At 74.6% G+C, this 18,018-nt stretch carries 17 protein-coding genes; 4 read left to right on the forward strand and 13 right to left on the reverse strand.

Annotation, left to right across the window (positions count from 1 at the left end; genetic code table 11):
- Positions 1 to 7: 7 nt before the first annotated feature.
- The gene (locus ENKNEFLB_RS05325; protein WP_214058238.1) at positions 8 to 361 is read right to left on the reverse strand and encodes a GntR family transcriptional regulator; all 354 of its coding nucleotides are present in this window, start codon (positions 359 to 361) and stop codon (positions 8 to 10) included.
- A 54-nt stretch (positions 362 to 415) separates the two neighbouring features.
- Between ENKNEFLB_RS05325 and ENKNEFLB_RS05330 the strand changes: the two genes are divergently transcribed.
- On the forward strand, positions 416 to 1,342 hold the full coding sequence (locus tag ENKNEFLB_RS05330; RefSeq protein WP_214058239.1) for a carbohydrate kinase family protein: 927 nt from the start codon (positions 416 to 418) through the stop codon (positions 1,340 to 1,342).
- Here ENKNEFLB_RS05330 and ENKNEFLB_RS05335 read toward each other — a convergent pair.
- Positions 1,339 to 3,051, reverse strand: coding sequence for an NAD(P)/FAD-dependent oxidoreductase (locus tag ENKNEFLB_RS05335; protein WP_214058240.1), 1,713 nt, complete (start codon positions 3,049 to 3,051; stop codon positions 1,339 to 1,341). The two genes, ENKNEFLB_RS05330 and ENKNEFLB_RS05335, sit on opposite strands and share 4 nt — an antisense overlap.
- Positions 3,052 to 3,090: 39 nt before the next feature.
- Between ENKNEFLB_RS05335 and truA the strand changes: the two genes are divergently transcribed.
- Positions 3,091 to 3,954, forward strand: a complete 864-nt coding sequence (truA, locus tag ENKNEFLB_RS05340) for a tRNA pseudouridine(38-40) synthase TruA (RefSeq protein WP_214058241.1) — start codon at positions 3,091 to 3,093, stop codon at positions 3,952 to 3,954.
- The gene (locus ENKNEFLB_RS05345) at positions 3,951 to 4,556 is read left to right on the forward strand and encodes a class I SAM-dependent methyltransferase (RefSeq protein ID WP_214058242.1); all 606 of its coding nucleotides are present in this window, start codon (positions 3,951 to 3,953) and stop codon (positions 4,554 to 4,556) included. The genes truA and ENKNEFLB_RS05345 overlap by 4 nt, the downstream gene beginning before the upstream one ends.
- Here ENKNEFLB_RS05345 and ENKNEFLB_RS05350 read toward each other — a convergent pair.
- The 7 genes from ENKNEFLB_RS05350 to ENKNEFLB_RS05380 all read right to left on the reverse strand — a co-directional run bounded on the left by ENKNEFLB_RS05350 (position 4,553) and on the right by ENKNEFLB_RS05380 (position 11,805).
- The gene (locus tag ENKNEFLB_RS05350; protein WP_214058243.1) at positions 4,553 to 5,359 is read right to left on the reverse strand and encodes a maleylpyruvate isomerase family mycothiol-dependent enzyme; all 807 of its coding nucleotides are present in this window, start codon (positions 5,357 to 5,359) and stop codon (positions 4,553 to 4,555) included. The two genes, ENKNEFLB_RS05345 and ENKNEFLB_RS05350, sit on opposite strands and share 4 nt — an antisense overlap.
- The gene (locus ENKNEFLB_RS05355) at positions 5,356 to 6,711 is read right to left on the reverse strand and encodes a short-chain fatty acid transporter (protein WP_214058244.1); all 1,356 of its coding nucleotides are present in this window, start codon (positions 6,709 to 6,711) and stop codon (positions 5,356 to 5,358) included. The genes ENKNEFLB_RS05350 and ENKNEFLB_RS05355 overlap by 4 nt, the downstream gene beginning before the upstream one ends.
- Positions 6,712 to 6,837: 126 nt before the next feature.
- A complete protein-coding gene (locus ENKNEFLB_RS05360; protein ID WP_338040964.1) occupies positions 6,838 to 8,208 on the reverse strand; it encodes an ABC transporter substrate-binding protein in 1,371 nt (456 codons plus the stop codon).
- Positions 8,198 to 9,340, reverse strand: a complete 1,143-nt coding sequence (locus ENKNEFLB_RS05365; RefSeq protein WP_214059332.1) for a branched-chain amino acid ABC transporter permease — start codon at positions 9,338 to 9,340, stop codon at positions 8,198 to 8,200. The genes ENKNEFLB_RS05360 and ENKNEFLB_RS05365 overlap by 11 nt, the downstream gene beginning before the upstream one ends.
- Positions 9,341 to 9,356: 16 nt before the next feature.
- Positions 9,357 to 10,232, reverse strand: coding sequence for a branched-chain amino acid ABC transporter permease (locus tag ENKNEFLB_RS05370; RefSeq protein ID WP_214058245.1), 876 nt, complete (start codon positions 10,230 to 10,232; stop codon positions 9,357 to 9,359).
- Positions 10,233 to 10,244: 12 nt separating this feature from the next.
- The gene (locus ENKNEFLB_RS05375; protein ID WP_214058246.1) at positions 10,245 to 10,949 is read right to left on the reverse strand and encodes an ABC transporter ATP-binding protein; all 705 of its coding nucleotides are present in this window, start codon (positions 10,947 to 10,949) and stop codon (positions 10,245 to 10,247) included.
- Position 10,950: 1 nt separating this feature from the next.
- On the reverse strand, positions 10,951 to 11,805 hold the full coding sequence (locus ENKNEFLB_RS05380) for an ABC transporter ATP-binding protein (protein ID WP_214058247.1): 855 nt from the start codon (positions 11,803 to 11,805) through the stop codon (positions 10,951 to 10,953).
- Positions 11,806 to 11,994: 189 nt separating this feature from the next.
- On the opposite strand from ENKNEFLB_RS05380, the gene ENKNEFLB_RS05385 reads away from it, so the two are divergent.
- Entirely contained in the window at positions 11,995 to 13,215 is a 1,221-nt protein-coding gene (locus ENKNEFLB_RS05385) for a PucR family transcriptional regulator (RefSeq protein ID WP_214058248.1), read from the forward strand.
- Positions 13,216 to 13,236: 21 nt separating this feature from the next.
- On the opposite strand, the gene ENKNEFLB_RS05390 is transcribed toward ENKNEFLB_RS05385, so the two are convergent.
- Genes ENKNEFLB_RS05390 through ENKNEFLB_RS05405 form a run of 4 tightly spaced genes read right to left on the reverse strand, consistent with a single transcriptional unit; the run spans position 13,237 to position 17,997 of the window.
- Positions 13,237 to 14,388: an acyl-CoA dehydrogenase family protein gene (locus ENKNEFLB_RS05390; protein WP_214058249.1), complete on the reverse strand. Its 1,152-nt coding sequence runs from the start codon at positions 14,386 to 14,388 to the stop codon at positions 13,237 to 13,239.
- On the reverse strand, positions 14,379 to 15,566 hold the full coding sequence (locus ENKNEFLB_RS05395; RefSeq protein WP_214058250.1) for an acyl-CoA dehydrogenase family protein: 1,188 nt from the start codon (positions 15,564 to 15,566) through the stop codon (positions 14,379 to 14,381). The genes ENKNEFLB_RS05390 and ENKNEFLB_RS05395 overlap by 10 nt, the downstream gene beginning before the upstream one ends.
- Entirely contained in the window at positions 15,563 to 16,765 is a 1,203-nt protein-coding gene (locus ENKNEFLB_RS05400) for an acyl-CoA dehydrogenase family protein (RefSeq protein ID WP_214058251.1), read from the reverse strand. The genes ENKNEFLB_RS05395 and ENKNEFLB_RS05400 overlap by 4 nt, the downstream gene beginning before the upstream one ends.
- Positions 16,762 to 17,997 (reverse strand): acyl-CoA dehydrogenase family protein, encoded by a 1,236-nt coding sequence (locus ENKNEFLB_RS05405; protein WP_214058252.1) that lies wholly within the window; start codon positions 17,995 to 17,997, stop codon positions 16,762 to 16,764. The genes ENKNEFLB_RS05400 and ENKNEFLB_RS05405 overlap by 4 nt, the downstream gene beginning before the upstream one ends.
- Between the last annotated feature and the right edge of the window lie 21 nt (positions 17,998 to 18,018).

The following is an 18,018-nucleotide window of genomic DNA, read 5'->3' on the forward strand; positions in this document are numbered from 1 at the left end:
GCGGGCCTCACCAGGCGTCGTCGAGCAGGCGGCCGGCCTCGGACCGGCTCAGCCCGGCGCGGCGGGCCGCGGCGGCGTACCGCGCGGCCTCGGCGCCCACGTCGGCGACGGCCGAGCCGGACGGCGAGGCCACGAAGGTGCCGCGCCGGCCCTCGGTCACCACCACCCCGTCGGCCTCCAGCTCGCGGTAGACCCGCGCCACGGTGTTCACCGCGAGTCCCACGTCGGCGGCCAGCGCGCGCACCGTGGGCAGCTTCTCGCCGGCCTCCAGCCGTCCCGACGCGGCCCGGGACGCGATCGCGGCCCGGAGCTGCGCGAAGGGCGGCTCCGACGAGGTGGGGTCGATGCTCAGCGGTTCCACGACGACCAGCCTGGCACGTCCCGCGCGGCCCGCCCGAGGTGGTAGACCCTCCCCATGGCCACCGACCAGCCGGCAGACCAGTCGCCAGAGCAGCTCCCGGGAGACCCCGCCACGGACCCGCCCGTCCTCGTGGTGGGCGAGGCCCTCGTCGACGTCGTCCTCGACCCGGACGGGGGCCGCCGCGAGATGCCCGGCGGCAGCGCCGCGAACGTCGCGGTCGCCCTGGCCCGGCTGGGCCGACCGGTGCGGTTCGCCACGTCGTACGCCCGTGACCGCCTCGGCGGCCTCGTCGCCGACCACCTCGCCGCCTCCGGGGTCGAGCACGCCGGGGACCCCCGCGTGCTCGCGCGCACCTCCACCGCGGAGGCCACGCTGGCGCCGGACGGCTCCGCCTCCTACGTCTTCGACCTCGAGTGGCGCCTCGGACCGATGCCCGACCTCACCCCGCGCGCGGTCCACGTCTGCTCCATCGGCGCGGTGCTCGACCCCGGCTGCCGCGACGTCCTCGCGGCCCTGGAGCGGTTCGGGGACGCGGCGCTGGTGACCTACGACGTCAACGTGCGTCCGTCGATCACCGGGACCGGGCCGGAGGTCGTCGCGCGCGTCGAGCGGGTCGCCGCCCTGGCCGACGTCGTCAAGGCCAGCGACGAGGACCTCGAGGCGCTCTGGCCCGGGCTCGGCGAGGCCGGCACGGCGCAGCACCTGCTCGGGCTCGGCGCGAGCGGGGTCGTCGTGACCCGCGGCGCGTCCGGCGCCGCGTGGTACGACGGTCGCGGCGTCACCGAGGTCGGGGCGGTCCTGCTCGGCGTGGCCGACACCATCGGGGCCGGCGACACGTTCTCCGCGGGCATCCTGGACGCGCTGTGGGACGACCCCGACCGGGACCGCGCGGAGGTGCTCGCCCACGCCGCCCGGCTCGCCGCCGTCACGGTCTCGCGTCCCGGCGCCGACCCGCCGTGGCGCCACGAGGTGACCGGCTAGGGGCGGTCCGGGGTGTCGAGACGCTCGCTGGCGCTCGCTCCTGGACCTCCGGTCACCGGACCCGCCAGCCAGGCGTGGACCAGCGGCACCACCGAGGCGCCCTCGCCGGTCGCGGCGGCGACCCGCTTCATCGACCCCGCGCGGACGTCCCCGGCGGCGAAGACACCGGGCACCGTGGTCGCCAGCTCCGGCGGTGGCAGCCCGTCGACCCAGCGCTCGCGCGGGACCTCGCGCCCGGTCAGCACGAACCCGCGCTCGTCCCGGCCGACCTCCGGCGGCAGCCACTCGCAGTGCGGCTCGGCTCCCAGCAGCAGGAACAGCCCGCCGGCGGCCACGGTCTCGAGGGTGCCGTCGCGGACGTCCTCCAGGACCAGGTGCTGCAGCCGCGCCTCCCCGCCACCGTCCACGACCCGGGTGTGCGGCCGCACGGAGATCCGCGGGTTGTAGTCGATCTCGTTCACCAGGTAGGACGACATCGTCGAGGCCAGTCCGTCGCGGCGGACCAGCACCGTGACCGAGCGCGCGAACCGCGCCAGGTGCACCGCGGCCTGGCCCGCGGAGTTGCCGCCGCCGACGACGAAGACGTCCTGGTCGGTCATCTCCCGCGCGGCCGTCATCGCCGCGCCGTAGTTGACCCCGGCGCCGACCAGCGCCTCGAGCGGCTCGACGCGGAGCTTGCGGTAGGCCACCCCGCTGGCGACCAGCACCGCGCGGGCGCGGACCTCGCCCTGGTCGGTGCAGAGCACGTGCGGCTCGTCACCCTTCCCGACCCGCACCTGGTCGACCTGCCACCCGGTCAGGAAGCGGGTGCCGAAGCGCAGCGCCTGGTTGCGGGCGCGCTGGGCCAGCCGCATGCCCGACACGCCACGCGGGAAGCCGAGGTAGTTGCGGATCATCGACGAGGTGCCCGCCTGGCCCCCGACCGCCTCGGCCTCCAGCACCACCGTCGACAGCCCCTCGGAGGCGGCGTAGACCGCGGCGGCGAGCCCGGCCGGCCCGGCCCCCACCACCGCGAGGTCGACGACCTGCTCGAGGTCCTCGGCGCTCGCCCGGCCGTAGACCGCCAGCGCGACGTCGCGCACCGACCGCGGTGCCAGCGGCACCCCGGTCATCGGCACGACCCAGGGGTACGGCGCGTCGGCCGGCAGGCCCTCCCGGGCGAGGCGGGCGACGTCGCCGTCCGGGGCGTGCACCCGGTGCGGCAGCCCCATCCGGTCCAGGAAGTCCCGGATCTGCAGCGTCAGACCGTCGACCTGCGGCGTCACGATGCGCACCGACTCCACCTCGGGCGCGGCCACGGTGGAGCCCCAGTCGGAGAGCAGCTCGCTCACGGCGTGGTGGAACTCCTCGTCGCGCGGGCCCTGCGGCATCAGCAGGTAGGCGTCGTACTTGCCGGTGGCCATCCCGCCCCGCAGGCGCGGTGCGTCCTCCAGGAACCAGTCGACGTGGGCCGCGATCATCCGTCGCGCCGTGGGCACGACCGTGCGCCAGGCGTGGAACGCGGTGAGCACCGCGCTGTCCGGCAGCCGGGAGTCGCTGACGAACAGCGCCACCTGGCCGCCGGACGCGCGTACCCGCTCGGCGACGTCGAGCGCCTCGGCGCACGAGGTCGCGGTGAGCACCTCGTAGTCCTGCTCGTAGCGGGCCAGGCCGGCGCGCAGCTGGTCGAGGTGCTCGCCGGAGACGAGGACGAGGGACGGGGTGGCCACCCCACGACTCTAGGACCACTCCCTCCTAGGGTGGGGCCCGTGCGCCTCCGGATCGACCTCGCCTACGACGGCGGCGACTTCCACGGGTGGGCCGTCCAGCCGGGGCTGCGCACGGTCCAGGCCGAGCTGGCGGCGGCCCTCGCGACGGCGCTGCGGATCCCGCCCGACGACCCCGCGGAGCGGGTCGAGGTGGTGGTCGCGGGGCGTACCGACGCCGGCGTGCACGCGCGCGGCCAGGTCTGCCACGTCGACGTCGACGACGCCCGGATGGCCCGCTCGGCCGCGGACGGCCCCGCCCGGCTCGTGCGCCGGCTGAACGGGCTGCTGCCGCCCGACGTGCGGGTACGCACGGTGGCCGAGGCCGCCCCCGGGTTCGACGCCCGCTACTCCGCGCTGTGGCGGCGCTACGCCTACCGCGTCTCCGACCGGCCCACCACGTCCGACCCGCTGCGGCGAGGGTGGGTGCTGAGCTGGCCGCGCGAGCTCGACACCGAGCTCATGCACCAGACCGCGCAGACCCTGGTCGGCCGGCACGACTTCGCGTCGTTCTGCAAGCGGCGGGTCGGTGCGACGACCATCCGCACGCTGCTGGACCTCGACGTCACGCGTGACGCGGAGGGCCTGCTGGAGGTGGGGGTGCGCGCCGACGCGTTCTGCCACTCCATGGTCCGCTCGCTCGTCGGGTGCCTGATCGCGGTCGGGGAGGGCCGCCAGGTCGCGTCGTGGGCGACCGGCCAGCTGGCCACCCGCCGCCGGGACCCGGCGCTCACCGTCGCCCGGGCGCGCGGCCTGACGCTGGAGGAGGTCGCCTACCCCGCGGACGCCGACCTGGCGCAGCGGGCATCGGTCACCCGGGCCACCCGTCAGGAGCACGAGGCGACGGGGGAGAGGGTGGAGCCGTGAGCGAGGACCACTACTTCACCGCGGACCCGTCGGTGCCCTTCACCCGGGCGCCGGTGCGTGCCTCGGTCTGGGGCCACGACCTGGCGCTGACCTCCGGCTCCGGCGTCTTCGCCCGCGGCCGCGTCGACGTCGGCACCGCGGTGCTGCTGCGCGAGACCGAGCCGCCCGTCGGCGTGCGGCGCCTGCTCGACCTCGGCTGCGGGTACGGCGTGCTCGCCGTCGCCCTCGCGGTGGCCCTCCCGGAGGCACGGGTGAGGGCCGTCGACGTCAACGAGCGCGCCCTCGCCCTGACCCGGGAGAACGCGACCGCCCTGGGCGTCGGCGACCGGGTCGCCGCGTCGACACCGGAGGCGGCGCTGGCCGACGACGAGGCCTACGACGAGATCTGGTCCAACCCGCCGATCCGGATCGGCAAGGAGGCGCTGCACGCCCTGCTGCTGACCTGGCTGCCGCGGCTGGCTCCGGGAGGGCGCGCGGTGCTCGTGGTCGGCAAGAACCTGGGCGCCGACTCGCTGCAGCGCTGGCTCGGGGAGCAGGGCTGGCCGACGACGCGGCTGGCCAGCGCCAAGGGCTTCCGGGTGCTCGAGGTGCGGCGGGCCTAGGGGACCAGGGGCCGGGCGAGCAGGTCGTCGAGCACCGTCGGGTCGCCCTCGACGTGGAGCCGTTCGTCGTCGACGCCCAGGCGGCGCCACAGCACGAGGAGCAGCGCGTCGGCCGGACCGTGCAGCACCACGTCCGCCGCGACGGCGGCGTCCCGCGCTCCCTCGGTGCCGTCGCCGCGCAGGAGCCACCCGGGGCCGTCGTCGTCGGTCGGCTGCAGCCGGACCGCGGCCGCGAGCGGCGCGCAGCGTCCCCGCCGGACCTGGCGGGGGAAGAGCACCCCGGCCACCTCGTCGATGCCGTCCAGCGCCAGCACCGGGTCGTCCGAGACCGTCCACGGGGCGCCGGAGCGCTGGGCGGCGCGGACGTCCCAGGTGTGCAGGGTCGTCTCGTGCACCATCCGTCGCCACCAGAAGGCCGACGTGCGCGGCGGCGGGCCGAAGCCCCAGGCCGGACGGTCGGGCCCGGCCTCGTCGAGCGCGGCCAGGACGTCGTCGGCCTGGCGCGTGCTCCAGGCCAGCAGGGCCTGGCGCTCCCGGGCGTCGGTCGGGGCCGGGTCGGGCCCCGCTCCGGGCGCCGGGTCCGGCGGGCCGGCGGCGGGATCGGCCGTCCTGAGGGCGGCCGCGGCCCACCGGTGCACCTCGCCGAGGTGACCGGCCAGGTCGACGACCCGCCAGCCGGGGCAGCCGGCGACCGGGGCGCCGAGGTCGGCGGAGTCCAGCGCCGCGACGACGTCTCCGAGCACGGCGGGCAGCAGCCGCTCGAGCGAGGCCTGGGGCAGGGGGGCGCCGGTGGTCACGCTCACCCCGCCCCGACGATCAGCAGCGTGCCGCCGAACACGATGCCGGTCAGGACCAGCACGACCGAGGTGTAGCCGAGGATGTCGCGCACCCGCAGCCCGGCGACGGCCAGCAGCGGGACCGCCCAGAACGGCTGGATCATGTTGGTCCACTGGTCGCCGTAGGCGATGGCCATGATGACGACCGGCTGCGCGACGCCGAGCTGCTCCGCGGCACCCGCGAAGATCGGCGCCTGGAGCGCGAACTGGCCCCCGCCGGACGGGACGAACACGTTCAGCAGCCCGGCGGCCAGGAACGCGAACAGCCCCAGCGTGCCCGGGGTGGCGGCGCCGACGATGGCGTCGCTGATCATCTCGGCCAGCCCGCTGGCGCCCATCATGGCCGCGATCCCGGCGTAGAGCGGGTACTGCAGCAGGACCTCGACGACCGTGCGACCGCCGCGGGCGACCGTCGCGGCGAGCTGGCGGGCGTTGCCGACCAGCAGCAGGACCAGGCACAGGAACGACCAGTTGACGATGTCCAGGGTCAGCGCGAAGCCGTTCGCCTCGAAGTAGAACACCAGGTAGAGCCCCAGCAGCACGCCCATCGTCAGGGTGACCACCCGGGAGGTCTCCATCCGGTCCGCGGGCGAGTCCTTCTCCTGCGCCGCCGCGTCCGCCTGGTCGTCGGTGACCGCGAGGGCGGCCTCGGGGGCCTCGCGGACCTCGTCGTCCGGGCCCGGCGCCATCAGCGGCATCGCCACGGCGAGGACGACCAGGGTGACCACGATCGCGGCCAGGTTCCACGGCGCGAAGGTGGTCTCGGAGACCGGCACCACGTCCATGCCCAGCGTGGTGGCGTAGACGCCGGACTCGGTCGCGGCGTTCAGCGGCCCCGAGCCGGAGTAGCCCATGTGCCAGATCACGAAGCCGGCGTAGGCGGAGGCGACGAGCAGCGGGTAGTGCAGCGGGGTGCCGCGGTCGCGGAACCGGCGGGCCACCTCGACCGCGACGACGCCGCCGACGATCAGGCCGAGCCCGAAGCTGAGCAGCGAGGCCAGCCCGGCCACCACGGTGACGAACGCGTACGCCGCCCGGGGCGTGCGGGGCAGACCGGCGACGCGGGCCAGCAGCCGACGTACCGGCGGGAGGTTGGCCAGGGTGTAGCCGAGCAGCAGGACCAGCGCGACCTGGGTCATGAAGGCCAGCAGGCCGATCAGGCCGTCGCCCCACGCCAGGGTCAGCTCGCGCGGCCCGGTGTCGGTCAGCAGCAGCGCGAGCGCGGCCACCACCACGGTGAGTGCCACGGCGAAGACGAACGCGCCGGGGAGCCAGCGCTCCACGGCTCGGCTGGCGGGGGTCGCGATCTTCCTCAGCATCGGCACACCTCATCGGTCGGCGGGATCGGGCGGGGACGGCGACGGCCGGGGACCTGGTCGGGTCCCCGGCCGTCGCGGGGTGGTGCGGTGGAGCGTGCCACAGGTGGCGCACGGTGGGGGAGAGGGTCAGCCCTCCTCGGGGATGCCGCTCTCGGGCGGGGCGTCGTCGGCGGAGCCCGAGGACTCCTCCTCGATCGGGGCGTCCCCGATGTCGGTGACCAGCACCGGCGTCAGCTCCTCGGTCTCGTTGCCCTGGAGCTCGACGATCCGGACGCCGGAGATGCCCATGTGGCTGTCCGCGCTGAAGCGGAACGGGGCCAGCGGGGGACCGCCCAGGTCGGCGCCGATCTCCTCGACGGTCTCCACGAGGCCGTCGCGGGTCAGGTCGGGGCCGGTGGCCATCAGGGCCTGGACGAAGGCGTAGGCCTGGCTCATCCCGTAGATGCGGTAGTTGGTCAGCTCGCCCTCCTCGCCGCTGGCGTCCCAGACCTCCTGCCACAGCTGGACCCACGGGTCGTCGGGCTGGTCGGTGCCGGGGATGTACTCGGAGGTCATCACGCCGTCGAGCGCGCCGCCACCGTCGACCGCGCCCTCAGAGAACCGCTCGAGCAGGGAGCCCACGAGCGCCGGGTCCGACCCGACGTTGGAGTAGTACCAGTCGGCGTCGTAGCCCAGCTGCTGCGCGGTGAGCTGGCTCAGCGCGGTGTAGGAGGGCACGTTGAAGCCGAGGACCAGGTCGGCGCCGGAGGCCTGCAGCGCGGAGATCTGCGGGCCGACGTCGGTGTTGCCGGAGGTGTAGCGCACGGACTCGACGATCTGGTCGTCGATGTACTGGCGCACGCCCGCCTCGCCGTCGTCGCCGAAGTCGTCGTCCTGCAGGAAGAGGCCGACCTTGGCGTCGGGCATGTTCTCGGCGATGTACTGGCCGATGATCTTGCCCTCGATCTCGTAGTCGGGCTGCCACGAGAAGGTGTAGGGGTTCTCCTCCGGGTCCTCGCCCCAGGCCAGGGCGCCCGAGGAGACGAACATGTCGGGGACCTGCTCGGCGTTGAGGAAGTCGATCACCGCGGAGTGCGTGGGCGTGCCGAGGCCGCCGACCATCGCGAAGATCTCGTCCTCGAGCACCAGCTGGTCGGTGACCCGGCTGGTGTTGGAGGGGTTGTAGGCGTCGTCCTCGACGAGGTACTCGATCTGGCGGTCGTAGACGCCGCCGTTCTCGTTGACGTAGTCGAAGTAGGCCTTCGCCCCGGTCGGGATCTCGCTGTAGCCCGGTGCGGCGACCCCCGTGAGCGGGAAGTGCGCGCCGATCTTGATCGAGTCCTCGGTGACACCGGTCTCCGTGGCGCCGCCGCCGTCCTCGGAGGAGGACTCGCGGTCGGACCCGGCGCCGCAGGCGGCCAGGCCGAGGGTCAGGGCGGTGGCGGCCGCGGTGAGGCTGCCCAGGCGTACCGCCCGGGCCCCCGCCGTCGCCGTGGGTCGAGGCTGGTCATGGCTGATCTCCCTTCGTGGTGGTGACGAGGCGCTCCTGGTCGGAGGGACCGTCGGTGTCGTGCGGGTCGGAGGACCGGGTGCCGCTCGGCGGGGTGCCGCGGTCGGCGCGCGTGGCGGCGCGGGCGGCGCGCCAGCGCAGGAGGGAGCCGACCAGCCCCGCGGGGGCCAGCAGGATGACCAGGATCATCACCGTGCCGTAGACCAGCGGGGCCAGCTCGGCGGCGGCGATGCTGTCCAGGCCCTGGGCGATCCCGACGTCGGTGGCGATCCGGGCCGTGTAGACCAGGACGACCGCCCCGATGATCGCGCCGGACAGCGTGCCGAGCCCGCCGAGGACCACCGCGGTGAGCAGGGTCAGGGACAGCGTCAGCTCGAAGGCCGTGGGGGCCGCGAGACGGATCTGGATGGCCATCAGGCCGCCGGCGAGACCGGCGACGGCGGCGCTCACGGTGAAGGCCGAGACCCGGGCGCGGCCCAGGTTGATCCCCGAGAGCTCGGCGGCGACCTCGTCGTCGCGCACCGCGGCCCAGCGTCGCCCGACGCGGCCCTTGACCAGGTTGGCCAGCAGGAAGAAGACCAGCACCAGCAGGGTCCACCCGAGGATGGCGTAGTACTGGCTGTTGGAGGGCTCGGTCCCGGTGAGGAAGAACAGCGTGTCCAGGAACCAGGTCGGGGGCTCCGGGCTGGTCACGCGCAGTCCCTGCTCCCCGCCCAGGGTGGTGGAGAAGTAGCGCGCGATGCCGGGCACCGCGATGGCCAGGGTCAGCGTGGCGCCGGCGAGGTACGGGCCGTGCAGGCGGGCGGCCGCGGCCCCCACCACCACGCCGACGACCAGCGCGACCAGCAGCGCCGCCAGCAGGATGAACGGCAGGGGCAGGGCGGAGTCGGGCTCCTGCAGCAGCAGCGCGGTGGTGTAGGCGCCGATCGCCATGAAGGCGCCGTGGCCCAGCGAGATCTGGCCGTTGATGCCGGTCAGCAGGGTCAGTCCACCGGCGGCCAGCGCGATGTAGGCCAGCTCGGTGAGCTGGCGGTTGCGGAAGTCGTCGAGCGACATCAGCACGACGACGGCGACCAGCAGGCCGAGGACGGCGAGGGTGGCGTGACGGACCAGGGTGTGGCGCCAGGCGCGGGAGAGCATCTGCACGGTGTCCTCCTCAGACCCGTCGGGCCTGGGCCTGCGAGAACAGGCCGCCCGGTTTGAGAGTCAGGATCAGCATCAGGATGGCCAGCGCCGCGAGCGGCACCAGCTGGGAGCCGACGTACCCCGACACCAGGGCCAGGGACAGGCCCAGGAGCAGGCCCCCGACGACGGCGCCGACCGGGCTGTCGAGCCCGCCCAGGACGGCCGCGACGAAGCCGTAGACGACCACCGGGTCCATGTAGCCGGGGTGGACCAGGCCGCCGCCGGCGATGAGCAGTCCCGAGAGCGAGCCGACCACCGCGGCCAGGGCCCAGCCCAGGGTCAGCATCGAGCCGACCCGCACGCCGAGCAGCTTGGCGACCTCCTGGTTGAAGGCCGAGGCACGCATCTTCAGGCCCAGGTCGGTGAAGCGGAACAGCAGCAGCAGCAGGACCATCGTGACCGCGACCGCGGCGATGGTGAACAGGTTGGCCGGGCCGATGCCGATGGTGGTGCCGCCGACCTCGATCCCGCGGATGCTGAACGGGGCCGGGAACGAGCGGAACTGGCTGGAGAAGATGATCGCGGCCGCGGCGTGCAGGACCACGAACAGGCCCAGGGTCAGGATCACCGGGTTGATGTGGGAGGTCTGGTCGACCCGGCGCACCAGCAGGAACTCCACGGCGGCGCCGAGGACGAGCCCGGCGAGGAGGGCCACCGCGCCGGCCACCCAGTAGGAGTAGCCGGCGTCGATCAGGTCCAGCGCGAGCAGGGTGGTCACCATGGCCATCGGGGCCTGGGCGAAGTTCACGATCCGCGTGGAGCGCCAGATGAGCACGAGCGCCAGGGCGAAGGCGGCGTACACCGCACCGGTCGTCAGACCGCTCAGCAGGGTGTTGAGGAGCTGCATCGATCGGTCCTCCTAGAATCCGAGGTAGGCGTGTCGGAGCGTGTCGTCGGCCGCGAGGCTCGCGGCGTCCTGGTCGGCCACGACGGCGCCCAGGTTGAGCACGACGCCGTGGTCGGCGATCGACAGCGCGCTGCGGGCGTTCTGCTCGACGAGCAGCACCGCGAGCCCCTCGCGGGCCACCAGGTCGCGCAGCAGGGAGAAGATCTGCGCCACGACCCGCGGCGCCAGCCCGAGCGACGGCTCGTCGAGCAGCAGCATCCTCGGGCGGGCCATCAGGGCCCGGCCGACCACCAGCATCTGGCGCTCGCCGCCGGACAGCACGTGGGCGACCGCCGTACGGCGCTCCCCGAGCACGGGGAACAGGTCGAAGACGCGCTGCAGGTCGTCGCCGCGGACCTTGCCGCCCCGGCCGAGCCCACCCAGGCGGAGGTTCTCCTCCACGGTGAGCTCGGTGATCACGCCCCGGCCCTCGGGCACGTGGGACAGCCCCAGCCGGGGCATCTTCTCCGGCGCGGTGCCGACCAGGTCGGTGCCGGCGAAGGTGGCCGTCCCCGAGGTCGGGCGCAGCAGGCCGGAGATCGTGCGGAGCAGCGTGGTCTTGCCGGCGCCGTTGGCGCCGAGGACGGCGGTGATCGCGCCCTCCTTCGCGGTGAAGGACACCCCGCGCAGGGCCTTGACGGGCCCGTAGCTGGTGGACAGCTCGTGCAGCTCGAGCACGTCAGGCCTCCGTCGGGGTCGCGGGGTCGGGGGACTCGTCGAGGTCGGCGACGTCGTCGCCGAGGTACGCCGCGACCACCGCGGGGTCCTGCTGGACCTCCGCCGGGCTGCCGTCGGCGATGACCCGGCCGAAGTCGAGCACGGTGATCCGGTCGCAGACCTTCATCACCAGGTCCATGTGGTGCTCGACGAGCATCACGGCCATGTCGCCGGAGAGGCCGCCGATCAGGGTGGCGAGCTCGTCCATCTCCTCGCTGGACAGGCCGCTGGCGGGCTCGTCGAGGAGCAGGAGCGTCGGCTCGGCGACGAGCGCCCGGGCCAGGGCGACCCGCTTGCGCAGGGCGTACGGCAGGCTCGACGGGTAGCGGCGGGCGTGCTCGGCGATGCGGAGCCGCTCCAGGGCGACCATCGCCCGCTGCCGCAGCCGGTCCTCGTCGCGGGTGGCGCCGGGCAGGGCGAGCATCGTGCCCAGGAACCCCGAGCGGCTGTGCCGGTCCGCGCCGACCATGACGTTGTCGAGCACGCTCATCCGGTCGAAGAGCCCGAGGCCCTGCAGCGTGCGGGCCATGCCGTGCGAGGCCAGGCGGTGCGGCCGGAGGCGTGGGAGCACCTCGCCGCGTCGCACGACCTCGCCCTCGTCGGGGCGCAGGAAGCCGCAGGCCACGTTGAACAGGGTCGTCTTGCCCGCCCCGTTCGGGCCGATCACGCCGTGGACCGTGTGCTCGGCGACCTGCAGGCCGGCACCGCTCAGCGCCGTCACCCCGCCGAAGCGCACGGTGACGTCGCGCAGCTCGAGGGCGGACGTGGCGGTCGTCGGGTCGGGGCTCGCGTGGGCGACCTTCTCGGATGCCGGCATCCGCGTCCTCCGCTCGGTCGGGGGTGGGCAGGGGTGGTCGGGCCCGTCAGGGCGGTCTTGTGACGGGGACCACTCTGGTGAAGTGTCGGGCGCAGCGCATTGGGCGCAGCGCCTAGAATTGCCTGTCCGAGGCGGCGAAAGTGCCCCCGACTCTGGTCAGGGTTGTGCGCGGAGTGGGAACGTGCGTTCGTGCGCCCCGACCAGACCGCCCCGCCGCCCGACCCACGGGTGCGGGTGGAGAACGCCTGGGCGCTGCTGGCCGACCAGGCCGACGCGATCGCCGACGACATCACGCTGACGCTGTTCGAGCGCGACACCGAGATCTACGAGCGCTTCGGTCCCGAGCTGCGCGTCGACGTGCGGCAGAGCACCCGCGCGCACATCCGGCGCGGGCTGGGCGTGCTCAGCGGGGACCGGTCGCAGCTGGGCTCGGCCCGGGAGACCTGGCGCGAGACGGGCCGGCGGCGCGCACGCCAGGGCGTCCCCCTGGAGCTGGTCATCAACGCCTACATCACCGGCGCCCGCAAGCTGTGGGAGGCCCTGGTCGAGCGCTCGCGCACCGACCTGGTGGACGTGATCGACGCCGACATGCTGATCCGGGCCGGCAAGGCGGTGTGGACCAACCTGGACGTGCAGAACGGTGTCCTGATCGAGGCCTACCACCGCGAGTCCGCCCGGCTGCAGCGGCAGGACCTCCACCGCCAGCAGGCCGTGATCGACGGGCTGCTCGAGGGGCGCGGCGCCGATCCCGACTTCGCCCGGGAGGCCCACCAGGCCCTCGGGGTCGGCCCGGACGACCCCGTCGCCTGCGTCGTGGTGCTCTCCGACGACTCGCCCGCCGACGCGCTCGCGCCGGCCGAGGACCGCCTCGACCGGGCCGGCGTGCACGCCTTCTGGCACCTGCGTGGCGGGGTCTACCTCGGGCTGCTCGCCGGACCCTTGCCGACCGAGGAGGACCTGGTCGAGATCTTCGCCGCCGCCGGCGCGGGACGGGTCGGGCTGGGGCGGTGCGCCGGGGGTGTCGCCGGGTTCGCGACCGCCTTCCAGCTCGCGACCCGGGCGGCCGAGACCCTGCCGCGCCAGGCCCGCGGCGTGGTCCCGGTCAGCGGGGCCCTGCCCGAGGTCCTGCTGGCCGGCAGCCCGCAGATGGTGCCGCTTCTGCTCGCCGAGGCGCTCGGCCCGCTGCTGGCCCAGCCCGACCCGCAGGGCAGGACCCTGCTCGACACCCTCGCCGCGCTGCTGCGCCACGACGGCTCCCCGACGCACGCCGCCGAGGAGCTCTACTGCCACCGCAACACCGTGATCTACCGGTTGCGCCAGATCGAGGACCTCACCGGCCGCACCCTCGCCGACCCCCGCGACAAGCTGCTGCTGACGCTGGCGATGATCGCCCGCGGCGCGGGGGAGTAGCGGGGCCGGTGCCGGCGCAGGTCAGACGAACGCGCTGATGCCCGTCTCGGCCCGCCCGATCAGCAGCTTCTGGATCTGGCTGGTGCCTTCGTAGAGCGTCATGACGCGCGCGTCGCGCAGGTACTTCGACGGGGGGTACTCGTCGACGTAGCCGGCGCCGCCGTGCACCTGGATGGCCAGGTTGGCGGCCCGGACGGCGGCCTCGGAGGCGTACAGCTTGGCCTTGGAGGCGGCCACACCGAAGGGCTCGCCGCGGTCGATCAGGTCGGCGCAGCGCCAGACCAGCAGGCGCGCGGCGTCGGCGTCCAGCGAGATGTCGGCGATCATGTCCTGCACCATCTGGAAGCCGGCGATCTTGCGGCCGAACTGGGTGCGGGTGGTGGCGTACTCGACCGCGGACTCCAGGCAGCCCTGCACGATCCCGACGCAGCCGGAGGCGACGGCGAGACGGCCCTTGTCCAGGGTGCTCATCGCGATCTTGAAGCCCTGGCCCTCCTCGCCGAGCATCGCCGAGTGCGGCACGCGCACGTCGGCGAGGAACAGCTCGGCGGTGGCCTGGCCGCGCAGGCCGAGCTTGCCCTTGATCTCGCGGGCCTCGAAGCCCGGGGTGTCGGTCGGGACCAGGAAGGCGGTGACCCCCTTCGGTCCGTCGCCGCCGGTGCGCGCGAAGACCAGCGCGACGTCGGCCCAGGTGCCGTTGGTGATGTAGAGCTTCTGGCCGTTGATGACCCAGTCGTCGCCGTCCCGCTTCGCCCGCGAGGTCAGGTTGCCGGCGTCCGAGCCGGTGTCGGGCTCGGTGAGGCCGAAGCAGCCGAGCTTCGAGGCGGTCGCCAGCTGCGGCAGCCACTCCTGCTTCTGCTCCTCGGTGCCGTGGAAGAGGATCGACTTGCCGACCAGGCCGGAGGAGACCGAGACGATGCCGCGCAGGGCGGAGTCGGCGCGGCCGAGCTCCTCCATCCCGATCGCGTACGTCACGTAGTCGCCGCCGAGGCCGCCGTACTCCTCGGGGATGGTCAGGCCGAAGAAGCCGATCTCGGCCATCTTGGGCACGATGTCGAGGTCGACCGCCTCGCGGCGGTCCCACTCGATGCGGTGCGGGACGGCTTCCTTGTCGAGGAACTCGCGGGCGAGGTCTCGGAAGCTCTGCTGCTCGTCGCTGAGGCTCAGGTCCATGAGGGGGATCCTCCCTGGTCGGGGTGGGGTGGCGGTAGGTCCACGAGGGTTGCCAGGTCGTCGCGGTGGGCGGCGGGGGAGCCGAGCACGAGCGCCCCGGCCCGGGCCCGCTTGAGGTGCAGGTGGCAGGGGTGCTCCCAGGTCATCCCGAGGCCGCCGTGGAGCTGCACGGCCTCCTCGGTCGCGTGCACCGCGACCTCGGAGCACCAGGACTGCGCGACGGCGGTGGCCACCGCCAGGTCCGGGTCGTCGGCGGCGAGGGCCGCGGCGGCGTACCGCGCGGTGGCGGTGGCCTGCTCGACCTCGGCGTAGAGGTCGGCCAGGCGGTGCTTGAGCGCCTGGTAGCCGCCCACCACGCGCCCGAACTGCCGGCGCTGCTGGAGGTAGGCCACCGTGGTGGTCAGCGCCCAGGTCGCGGTGCCGGCCAGGGCGGAGGCGCCGAGCGCGGCGCCCGCGGCCAGCCCGGCGGACACGGCCGCGCGCGCGTCGCCGGGCAGCTCGGTGGCCGGTGCACGGTCGAGCCGTACGTCGGCCAGCGGGGCGGTCATGTCGAGCGAGACGACCGGGGCCACGTCGACGCCGGGGTCGCCCGGTCGGACCGCGACCAGCGCAGCCCCGTCCGCCCCGTCCGCCCCGTCCGCCCCGTCGGGCCCGGCGACCGGCACCAGCAGCACCCCGGCCGGCACGCCGCCGGCGACTCCGGTCACGGAGCGGACGGACCCGCTGACGGTGCCGTCGTCGTGGCGCACGAGGGGGACCACGTCGTCGGCGCGGTGGAGGGTGGCGGGGACGAGGAGCGCCGCGGTCCCGCCCGCGGCCAGGTCGCCGAGCAGCCCGCCCGCGCCCAGGGCGGTCAGGGTGGTGGCGGCGACCACGGCCGAGGAGAGGTAGGGCACGGGGGCGGCGTGCCGGGCCAGCACGTCGAGCACCGCGGCGGCCTCCCGGGCTCCGGCCCCGGCGCCGCCGTGCTCCTCGGGGACGAGCAGCGCGGGCAGGCCGAGGTCGACCAGGGCGGTCCACAGCTCCCCGGCCAGCGACTCGTCGCCGTCGTAGGCGGCCGCGACCCGCGCGGGGGTGCAGCGCGCCGCGAGCGCCCGGTCCAGGCTGGCGCGGAGGTCCTCCTCGACGTCGTCGGGCAGCAGGACGAGGTCGGCGCCGGCGCCCGTGGTGGCGCTCATCGGGGCAGGTCCTTCCACGCGACGTCCTTGTCGACCCGGTGCTCCGACGGCAGGCCGAGGACCCGCTCGGCGATGATGTTGCGCAGCACCTCCGAGGTGCCTCCCTCGATCGAGTTGCCCTTGGCCCGCAGGTAGCGGTAGCCGGTGTCGCGTCCGGTCATGTCGACCTGGTCGGGCCGGCGCAGGGTCCAGTCGTCGTAGCGCAGCCCGTCGTCGCCACGCAGCTCGACCTCCAGCGAGGACAGCTGCTGGGCCAGCCGGGCGAAGCCCAGCTTCATCGCCGAGCCCTCCGGCCCGGGCGCGCCCGCAGCCAGCTTCTGGGCCAGCCGCATGCCGGTCGTGCGCAGCGCCTCGGACTCGACCCAGAGGCGCAGCAGCCGCTGGTGGGCGTCGGCGGTGCGGTGCCCGGACGGGGCGGTGCGCCAGGCGTCGGCGACGACGCCGAGCATGCCGGCCTCGCGCGCAGCGCCGCTGCCGATGGCCACGCGCTCGCTCATCAGCGTCGCGTTGGCGACCTGCCACCCGGCCCCGACGTCGCCGAGCCGGTCGGCGTCGTCGACGACGGCGTCGGTCAGGAACACCTCGTTGAACTCCGCCTCGCCGGTGAGCTGGCGCAGCGGTCGGACCTCGACACCGGGCTGGCGCATGTCGAGGGCGAAGTAGGTCAGCCCGCGGTGCTTGGGGGCGTCCGGGTCGGTACGGGCCAGCAGCAGCGCCCGGTCGGCCAGGTGGGCCGAGGAGGTCCACACCTTCTGCCCGGTCACCCGCCAGCGGTCGCCATCAGGGATGGCCCGGGTGGCCACCGCAGCCAGGTCGGAGCCGGCGCCGGGCTCGGAGAACAGCTGGCACCAGATCTCCCGACCGGTCCACAGCGGACGCAGGAGACGCTCCTGCTGCGCGGGGGTGCCGAACGCCAGGATCGTCGGCGCGGCCATGCCGAGGCCGATCCCGTTGCGGCGGGGGTCGTTGTCGGGCGCCCCGGCCGCGCCGAGGCGGTCGTCGACGACCGGCTGCAGCGCCCGCGGCAGGCCGAGCCCGCCGTGCCCCTCGGGCACGTGCACCCACGCCAGCCCGGCGTCGTAGCGGGCGTCGAGGAAGGCCTGCCGCTCGGTGGTCGCGGGGTCGTGCGCGGCCAGGAGGGCGTCGACCCGCGCCTCGAGGTCGGCCCGGTGGCCCGCGGCGGGACCGGCGGTGGTCACGACAGCTTCGCCACCTGGCGCGCGATCTCGGCCTTGGCCAGCGAGTTTCGGTGCACCTCGTCGGGCCCGTCGGCGAAGCGGAGCGTGCGGATCCCGGCCATCTGCTCGGCGAGCGGGAAGTCCTGGGAGAGCCCGCCGGCGCCGTGCGCCTGGATGGCCTTGTCCAGGATCCACTCCACGGTGGCGGGGGTCGCGATCTTGATGGCCTGGATCTCGGAGTGCGCCCCGCGGTTGCCGACGGTGTCCATCAGCCACGCGGTCTTGAGCACCAGCAGGCGCAGCTGCTCCAGGCGGACGCGCGACTCGGCGATCCACTCGCGGATCACGCCCTGCTGGGACAGGGTCCGCCCGAAGGCGACCCGGCTGTCGACGCGCTGGCACATCAGGGTGATCGCCCGCTCGGCGACGCCGATCGAGCGCATGCAGTGGTGGATCCGGCCGGGGCCGAGGCGGGCCTGCGCGATCGCGAAGCCCTCGCCCTCGCCGCCGATCAGGTTCGACACCGGGACCCGGACGTCCTCGAAGCGCAGCTCGGCGTGCCCGCCGTGCTCGTGGTCGTCGTAGCCGAGGACGTGCATCGGGCGGACCACGGTCAGCCCCGGGGTGTCGCGGGGGACCAGGACCTGGCTCTGCTGGCGGTGCCGCTCGGCCCCGGGGTCGGTCTTGCCCATCACGATCATGATCTCGGCGTCCGGGTTCATCGCCCCGGTGATCCACCACTTGCGGCCGTTGATGACGTACTCGTCGCCGTCGCGCACGATCGAGGTCGAGATGTTGGTGGCGTCCGAGGACGCCACGTCCGGCTCGGTCATCGCGAACGACGACCGGATCTCGCCGTCGAGCAGCGGGCGCAGCCAGCGCTCCTGCTGCTCGGGGGTGCCGAACATCGCCAGCACCTCCATGTTGCCGGTGTCCGGCGCCGCGCAGTTCAGCGCGGCGGGCGCGAGGAGGCCGTGGTGGCCGGTGATCTCGGCCAGCGGGGCGTACTGCAGGTTCGTCAGGCCGGCGCCGAGGTCGCCGTGCTCCTGGGGCAGGAACAGGTTCCACAGACCCCGCGAGCGGGCCTCGGCGCGCAGCTCGGCGAGGACCGGGGCGCGGGACCACGCCCAGCGCTCCTCGCCGGTGCCGAGCTGCTCGTGGAAGACCGGCTCGGCGGGGACCACGTGGTTGTCCACGAAGTCCCAGAGCCGCTCCTGCAGGTCCTGGGTGGTGGCGTCGAGCTCGAAGTCCATGGGGCTCCCTCGTCGGAGTGG

The sequence above is a fragment of the Nocardioides aquaticus genome (assembly GCF_018459925.1).
GTDB classification, from domain to species: domain Bacteria; phylum Actinomycetota; class Actinomycetes; order Propionibacteriales; family Nocardioidaceae; genus Nocardioides; species Nocardioides aquaticus.

Excerpts from the sequence above, each read along its gene's own strand:
- ENKNEFLB_RS05330 (WP_214058239.1), top strand. The coding sequence starts at position 416 with ATGGCCACCGACCAGCCGGCAGACCAGTCGCCAGAGCAGCTCCCGGGA.
- ENKNEFLB_RS05355 (WP_214058244.1), bottom strand. The coding sequence starts at position 6,711 with ATGCTGAGGAAGATCGCGACCCCCGCCAGCCGAGCCGTGGAGCGCTGG.
- ENKNEFLB_RS05365 (WP_214059332.1), bottom strand. The coding sequence starts at position 9,340 with ATGCTCTCCCGCGCCTGGCGCCACACCCTGGTCCGTCACGCCACCCTC.
- ENKNEFLB_RS05370 (WP_214058245.1), bottom strand. The coding sequence starts at position 10,232 with ATGCAGCTCCTCAACACCCTGCTGAGCGGTCTGACGACCGGTGCGGTG.
- ENKNEFLB_RS05380 (WP_214058247.1), bottom strand. The coding sequence starts at position 11,805 with ATGCCGGCATCCGAGAAGGTCGCCCACGCGAGCCCCGACCCGACGACC.
- ENKNEFLB_RS05390 (WP_214058249.1), bottom strand. The coding sequence starts at position 14,388 with ATGGACCTGAGCCTCAGCGACGAGCAGCAGAGCTTCCGAGACCTCGCC.
- ENKNEFLB_RS05395 (WP_214058250.1), bottom strand. The coding sequence starts at position 15,566 with ATGAGCGCCACCACGGGCGCCGGCGCCGACCTCGTCCTGCTGCCCGAC.
- ENKNEFLB_RS05405 (WP_214058252.1), bottom strand. The coding sequence starts at position 17,997 with ATGGACTTCGAGCTCGACGCCACCACCCAGGACCTGCAGGAGCGGCTC.